Consider the following 6,784-nt stretch of genomic DNA (forward strand, 5'->3'; position numbering starts at 1 on the left):
GCAAGAGTAAGCGGTTTCCGCCCCCGATTGATCACCACGCGACCTCTCCTTCGGGAGAGGTCGTTTCGTTTGTACCGAGCTCAAACGACCATCAGCCGTTTGGCGTGAGCCTACGGGCCCAAGCCAGAAGAAACGGAGTCGCAGCCCCAACGCTTGCGCGAACCGGCTGATGTCAAACGAATATCAGCCGTTTGGCGTGAGCCTACGGGCCCTGCCCAGCATTCGCTCGAAAACGCGAATTCGGTCGATCCAATGGCGGCAGCTATTCGCCGCGTTGCTGCACCAGAAACGTCAAATGGGTTTTGACCGCCGGCCATTCGCTGGCGAGGATCGAATAGACGCACGTGTCTCGCAGTGTCCCGTCGGACAAGATCTGGTGGTTGCGTAAAACCCCGTCCAGCTTCGCGCCAAGACGTTCGATCGCGACACGGCTGCGGCGGTTGAAGAAGTGCGTGCGAAACTCGACGGCGATGCAATTCATCGTTTCGAACGCCTGCGTCAGCAGAAGTCGCTTGCACCGAGTGTTCAGTCCGCTGCGCCAAACGGATTGGCGACACCACGTCGACCCGATCTCCAAGCGTCGATTCGCTTCGTCGACGTTCATGTACGTGGTCATTCCGACCGCCCGGCCCGATGCCTCATCGATGATCACAAACGGCAACATCGACCGCCTCGCGTACAAATCAAGCCGACGCTCGATTTCACCAGCCATCGCGTCGGGCTCGGGGACGCTCGTGTACCACAGTTCCCACAGGCGACCGTCCCGCGCCGATTCAACAAGCTCGTCGTGATGGCGTGGATCGAGTAACTCGAGTCGAACCCCACCGCCGCTGAGCGTGACCGCATCCAACCACCCCGTCGCCCTGTCTCCCGTCATTCTGCCATCCCATCATTCTGCCATCCCATCATTGTTCTGCCCCTATTGTCTTGCCCCTATCGTTTTGCCCCTATCATCTGGCCTTCCAACGTCTTGGATTCCCGTGACCCGATCCCTCAAGCCGCCTGGATCTGGTCCAACCCCTGCGGTGCCCGCGTGATGCCGAGTTTCCGGACGCGTTGGCGGATGTCTCGATTGCGCTGCCAGTCTTCGTCGTTGACATAGCCGCGGTCATGGTCCAGGTGATAGCAGACCGCACGGTGGCGGATTTGCATGCCCAACACACCGGCATTCTCCAATCGTTCCCCGAGTTCACGATCCAGGCCGCCATAACGCATTTCATGGTTGAACCCGTTGGCCGCGACGACATCCGCTTTCCAAGCTGACGCGTTATGGCCGTTGAAAGTCGGGCGTGTCGTGGTGGCGAGGTCCAACACCTTGGCCAGAACCGGTCGGTTTTGAATCCACAGCCATTTGGCGGGAACGTCGTCGCCGTTCTGTTTCAGCCACACGGGGTCGGTGAAATCGTGGTACGCGACGTCGCCGGCCAGGATTCGATCGGTCAACGCACGTTTCAGCCGATAGCAGCCGCCGGAGAGGAATCGGCCCGGCGCGGCAAGCCGCAGGTGCTCGGCGACAAAGTCGCGGCGCGGGACACAGTCGCCGTCGGTGAAGATCAAGTAGTCGCCCTGGGCCGCGTCGATGGCACGATTCAGGATCCGCGTTTTCCCAAATCCCTGATGGGTCTGAGAAACATAACGAACTCGAAAGTCCGTGCGTGTGGCAAACTCGTCGATCACCCCGCGCGTCTCTTCCGTCCGGCCATCTTCGCCGACCACAATCTCAAAGTCTCGACAGGTCTGGTTGGCAAACCCCTGGAGCACTTGGCGGAGATAATGGGGCGACCGAAACGTTGTCATGATCACAGACGCTGAAACGGAAGCGGGCTGGTGAGCTGGAAGGCTGGCGGGCAGGCTGGCTGGCAGGCTGGCTGGCAGACGGTGCGAATCCATTCGTCGACACTCTTAGGCAGGGCTGAGAAGGCGGTTTGGCGTAGTAAACAGAAAGACATACGAGCGGGTAAAGATTGATCTGCCGCAATTGCCATCGACCTGGACCGTTTCGGCAGAGTATCGAAGGCATGTCGCCCGAAGCGCCCGAGCGCTGCTTCTGCCCGAGCACACGGGCAAACCGTGAAATGACCAATCCCTGCCCCAAGGTCACTCCATCATGCTCTCTGACCCGATCGATCCTGCCCCAGCCGATTCCGCCCGACTGAAGGTTGATTCCAGCCACCGCATCGCCCGAAAGGTGGTCTCGCAAGGCCTCCTGTCACAGCGATTCTTCCCGTTGGGCTTCGTCTTGCTGGCATTGCTGACCTTTGCCGGCTGCTCCGGCGAGCGGGGCGGTCAGGCGATGGAGCAACCGGACGCCCAGGCCGAAGCGATTCAGCCGGCTCCGGAGGTCGATCCCGACGTCGTGGTCGTCCCGGAAGCCACACCGGAAATCAGCGTCCTGCCCCCCGCGATCGAACAGGGAGATCCGCAGTTCGCCGATTCGGCGTTTGAGTCAGAACCCGAGCCGTCGATGGCGTTTTCGTCCGAGATGGCACCCCGCTCACTTGCACTTCCGCCGCCCCCGCCGATGGCCGCCCGGGTTGCCGAGTCAACGCCGACGGGCCCCTTTGCAACGCTTCCCGCCGGCGCGACCCACGACGCCGACCGCGCGTTCGCGACCGTGGCCGTTTACTATGCCACCGATCGCCAGCGAGATTCGGTTGCCTTGTCCGCCTACAACGTCACCGGCAACCGCGACGCCCTGGTGTTGTTGGGCGGTTCTTCCATCGTCTTTCTCGCCCTCGCCGGATTCAGCGCGCTGCGACGCCGTTCCCCAGCCGCCCTAGGGTTCTCGACATTCGGCGTCGTTTCCGCCTTGGCCGCATCGGCCGTCTTGCTCTCCGGCACCGCCAGCATCGAAAAACACGGCGTGACGTACAACGCAGACCGGGGAACGCTGGTCAAAGGGATCGCCGAAGTGACGGTGCCGGACACGCACCAACGCGGCATGGTCGAGCGACCCAGCTTGCTGAGATTTGAAATTCGCGAAGACCAGCAGGAACACATTGTCCTGACCAGTGCGGTCGAACTTTCCGATTCTGATTTTGAGCGACGGCTCGCCGAGACCGTCGCATTGTCGCCCAGCCAAGACTTGCTGGTTTTCATTCACGGCTACAACGTCGACTTCCAATCGGCGATCCGGCGGACCGCTCAGATCGCAGTCGACCTTCCCTTCGAGGGTGTTCCGGTGTGTTACAGCTGGCCCAGCCAAGGCACGCTGCTGGGCTACACCGTCGATGAGAACAATGCCGCCTGGACTCAAACGCATCTCAAACAATTCCTGCTCGATCTGGCTCATCAAAGCGGTGCGCGTTCGATCAACGTCGTCGCCCACAGCATGGGGAATCGGCCGACGACCGGGGCGCTGGTCGAAATCGGATGGCAGCAGCAATTCGACACCGAACCGTCTCCCCTGTTTGACCGCGTCGTGCTAGCCGCCCCCGACGTGGACGCCGATCGGTTCCGCCGCGACTTGGCACCCGCGCTGACGTCCATCGCGGAGCACGTCACCCTTTATGCCTCCTCCGACGATCAAGCACTGATCGCATCCAAGCAAGTGCACGGGTACCCCCGCGCCGGTGAGAGTGGTGACGACATCGTGGTGGTCCCGGGCGTTGAAACCATCGATGTCAGTGGCATCGACCTCAGCCTGCTCGGACACAGCTACTACGGCGACGCGCCGTCGATGCTGCAGGATTTGTACCAGCTCGTCCGCAACCGACTGCCGGCGACCCAGCGGCCCCAGCTCATTCCGCGGCCCCTCGGCGCGCTGACCTACTGGCAATTGATCGGTCAACCGACCGTGCAGCAACGCTTCTCCGCCGAACCTTTGTCGATCAAATAGCAACGTCGCGTTGGTGTCCCGTCACTGCGCCGTCAGCGCGGATTCGGAGCAGAGCAGGTCCACGGCCGCCCAAAAATACGGCTGTCTTCCTCCGGCAGCCGATCATCTCAGGCGCGACACGTGAGCGAGGGGCGCCGGGTGGGCCCTGACTAACGCGTGCGGGCTTGAAACCGATCCCGCTAAGTGAAGACAAACGGACAGGCCGCTCGCGCTGGCGCGAACCGGCTGATCTCAAACGAAGATCAGCCGTTTGGGGCGAGCCTACGGGCCCCAGCACAAGGAGGCAATGCTTTACTTCGCGGTCTTGGGCTTACGACGACGGTTGCTCGCGCCCTTCGGCGAACGGCGTCAGTGCCCTCGGGGGCCATCTCCCACCGCAGCGGCGGTCAGCACCGGCCCAATTTCAGACAGAGATCGGTGCCTGCACCGAGTGGTCCAGATCGGATTCGATTGCGGCAGCCACGGCCACCGGTTCGTTCTCCGGATTCCCTTCGAATTCAAAGATCCGTTCCAAGCGTGTGATGCGAAAGACATCCCGAACGGCTTCATTGAGTGAACGCAGACGCAGATGGATGCCTGAGGCTCGCGATTGCGCCCGCAGCCGAATCAATTCGTTCAGCCCCGCGCTACTGATCCAGGTCACCTGTCCGAGATCAACGATCACGTCGGTCACCATGTGCTCGCGCGGTTGATCCAGCGCATCGTTCACCTTGGAGGAAATTTTTCGGGCCGATTTTCGACGGTTGATCACCTTCAGCGAAGGCGACACGACCAGGGAACAGTCGTGGAAATGGATCTCAACTGCCGTTGCTTGAGTCATCGGTGCGATGCGTTCTCAGGTGTTAGGGCAAGGAACTGGACCAAGTGCCAGAACTGTGGTGCCATTGGCACCCACAGCCATTTTCGACTGCTTCATTCCACACGACGTTGTTGCGAAAACTCAGTGTTTTCTGCACTCAACTTCATGAAAGCATATCAAAAAAGGACACGCAGGGCAAACAATCACGTGCCGCGCAACGCCTGCGATGGACGCGTCGATGGGCAACGGCAACGCCTCACAGAGGCGTCCATCACCCATCCCCTATCGGGGGCGGGGTGAGCAAGGATCACAAGACGTCTCGATCAGGGGGCGACGCCCGGTCAGCCGGCGGCGGTGTCGCCCGACTCTTGCCGAGGCGTCGTTTTCACGTCCGCTGCCGGTTGCTTAGCCCTCGCGGTGGCGGGGGATCACGAAGGAGTGAAACGTGATCACGCAACCGAACGCGATCATGGACAGCCCCAGCCAACGCGGGGGGGTGACACGTTTTCGTGGCACCGGAGTGACGGGCTCGAAAATCGAACCCAGCGTCGTGGAATTGTCGACCAATGGGGTATTGGTCATCCGGGCGACGAACCGGGTGGAGCGTTCGTTGAGCACGAAGGATTCGACGCGACGAAACTGCAACCCGAGCAGAATCAGCAGGATTCCGCTGAGGAAATATCGATTTCGATAGAAAGACATGGATCGAGCTCTGTGTAAATCGCCTTGGGGGTCGTCCAGCAAGCGGCAAACCGTGATAGATCCATCGGCATTGCGTCTGGCATGCCATCAATGACGCCGCCCAACGACGGGTCGCCAAGATCAGAGCGAACGTGCCAATCGTGCCGACCGCGCGGCTTGGCGTTGCCGTTACCCGCCGAAGACGTCGTCGACGACGCGACGCATCGCATCGCCGAAACTGCGGTGGGCGGAATCTTCCAGCAGATCGGCTTGATTGCTGCGCATGATCGCCGCCGCCAGGGCCTTGTGGCTCTGCCAGTCCTGCAGATCAAAGGCGCGGATGTCGGTGTAGATTCCCGCCAGGTTGTTGCTGATCTTGGGCACCAAGACGACGCCGTTGTTGCCACGCACGATGTGATAGTGCATGACGACGAACAGCAGCAGCGCGCCGCAGAACATTCCGGCAAAAAAACGAGACATCTCGGCGGCCAGGGGAAGACGAAAGCGGGGTCGGAGGCGGAACCCTCGAATTCCGCGGTTCCATTTTTAGGCCTGCACCACTTCCGGGGCAAGTCCGAAGTTTTTTCGTTCCTTCGCCAAGGCGTCTTGACGACGCGTCGCGATCGCTACAGACTACGCAACCGACCGATCGACGGAGAAAGCTGAAGTTTCAGCTTCCGACGTCCGATCCCACTCGGTACCGCAGCAGACCGCCGCACGACACCCCGCCTCGGCGACCGTGCCGTCTGCCTGAAAAAACACGCGGGCGATTAGCTCAGTTGGTTAGAGCGCTACGTTGACATCGTAGAGGTCACAGATTCGAATTCTGTATCGCCCACTCCCGAAAACCCCGTGAAACCTAGCGTTTTGCGGGGTTTTCTTTTGGGCCGTCGTCGGCGACGAGTCCGGGCGGAGCGATCTGGGGTTCTTCCGCACCTACCTCGAAAATGTTTTGCCGCTCACCGGTTCGCTTCGTGTTGACTCAGTGGAAAGTAGCCACTGAGTCAGGCGGTGATAGCGAGCTTCAACCTGATAGGTGTAGGTGGTGCCCGGATCGACATCCCGGTCTAAATATTGACCGTCGGACGCTCCGCCGGGGTGTCGGGCAATCTCGACCATGGCGTTGTCTGCGGAACTGCGAGAGACGATGTATTGTAGCGGATCATCGATTCGGTCCGGGCGATGCCAATAGACCAGGAGGCTTGCTCGACTGTCGGGTTGGACAGAGGTGATTGTCGGCTTTCGTTCCGCGAACACGTACTGTTGGAACAACCCCATCCAAAGCGCCGACGACACGAGCAACGTGAAGATGGTCTGTTGCAACATGAAGCCCCAGAACGCGAACGGCCTTTCGCCCCTGTCAACGCCGACAAAAAACGATTGCGCTTTGCCGCCCGCAACGCCTGTTACCTTTCCATCGCGAATGCCGCGATAGAGTTGCTGGAGGCACAAGACAAAGCAGCACC

7 protein-coding genes and 1 tRNA gene are annotated in these 6,784 nt (G+C 60.7%); 2 read left to right on the forward strand and 6 right to left on the reverse strand.

Annotated elements, in window-relative coordinates; translation table 11 throughout:
- Positions 1 to 262 precede the first annotated feature (262 nt).
- The gene (locus tag ABX749_RS16320) at positions 263 to 877 is read right to left on the reverse strand and encodes a GNAT family N-acetyltransferase (RefSeq protein WP_372896907.1); all 615 of its coding nucleotides are present in this window, start codon (positions 875 to 877) and stop codon (positions 263 to 265) included.
- Between the two features lie 116 nt (positions 878 to 993).
- On the reverse strand, positions 994 to 1,797 hold the full coding sequence (locus ABX749_RS16325) for a glycosyltransferase (RefSeq protein WP_372896908.1): 804 nt from the start codon (positions 1,795 to 1,797) through the stop codon (positions 994 to 996).
- A gap of 310 nt (positions 1,798 to 2,107) precedes the next feature.
- Between ABX749_RS16325 and ABX749_RS16330 the strand changes: the two genes are divergently transcribed.
- Positions 2,108 to 3,838, forward strand: coding sequence for an alpha/beta hydrolase (locus tag ABX749_RS16330; protein WP_372896909.1), 1,731 nt, complete (start codon positions 2,108 to 2,110; stop codon positions 3,836 to 3,838).
- A gap of 403 nt (positions 3,839 to 4,241) precedes the next feature.
- Here ABX749_RS16330 and ABX749_RS16335 read toward each other — a convergent pair whose 3' ends face one another.
- The 3 genes from ABX749_RS16335 to ABX749_RS16345 form a co-directional block, all read right to left on the reverse strand.
- Positions 4,242 to 4,658, reverse strand: a complete 417-nt coding sequence (locus tag ABX749_RS16335; protein WP_372896910.1) for an STAS domain-containing protein — start codon at positions 4,656 to 4,658, stop codon at positions 4,242 to 4,244.
- A gap of 384 nt (positions 4,659 to 5,042) precedes the next feature.
- Positions 5,043 to 5,339 (reverse strand): hypothetical protein, encoded by a 297-nt coding sequence (locus ABX749_RS16340; RefSeq protein WP_095741834.1) that lies wholly within the window; start codon positions 5,337 to 5,339, stop codon positions 5,043 to 5,045.
- Between the two features lie 168 nt (positions 5,340 to 5,507).
- The gene (locus ABX749_RS16345; protein WP_095741835.1) at positions 5,508 to 5,798 is read right to left on the reverse strand and encodes a hypothetical protein; all 291 of its coding nucleotides are present in this window, start codon (positions 5,796 to 5,798) and stop codon (positions 5,508 to 5,510) included.
- 284 nt (positions 5,799 to 6,082) lie between these two features.
- On the opposite strand from ABX749_RS16345, the gene ABX749_RS16350 reads away from it, so the two are divergent.
- Positions 6,083 to 6,156, forward strand: a tRNA-Val gene (locus ABX749_RS16350).
- A gap of 98 nt (positions 6,157 to 6,254) precedes the next feature.
- On the opposite strand, the gene ABX749_RS16355 is transcribed toward ABX749_RS16350, so the two are convergent.
- On the reverse strand, positions 6,255 to 6,784 hold a 530-nt coding region (locus ABX749_RS16355), incomplete at its 5' end, for a hypothetical protein (RefSeq protein WP_372896911.1).

Origin of the sequence: Stieleria sp. (assembly GCF_041595215.1) — a bacterium.
GTDB lineage: Bacteria > Planctomycetota > Planctomycetia > Pirellulales > Pirellulaceae > Stieleria > Stieleria magnilauensis.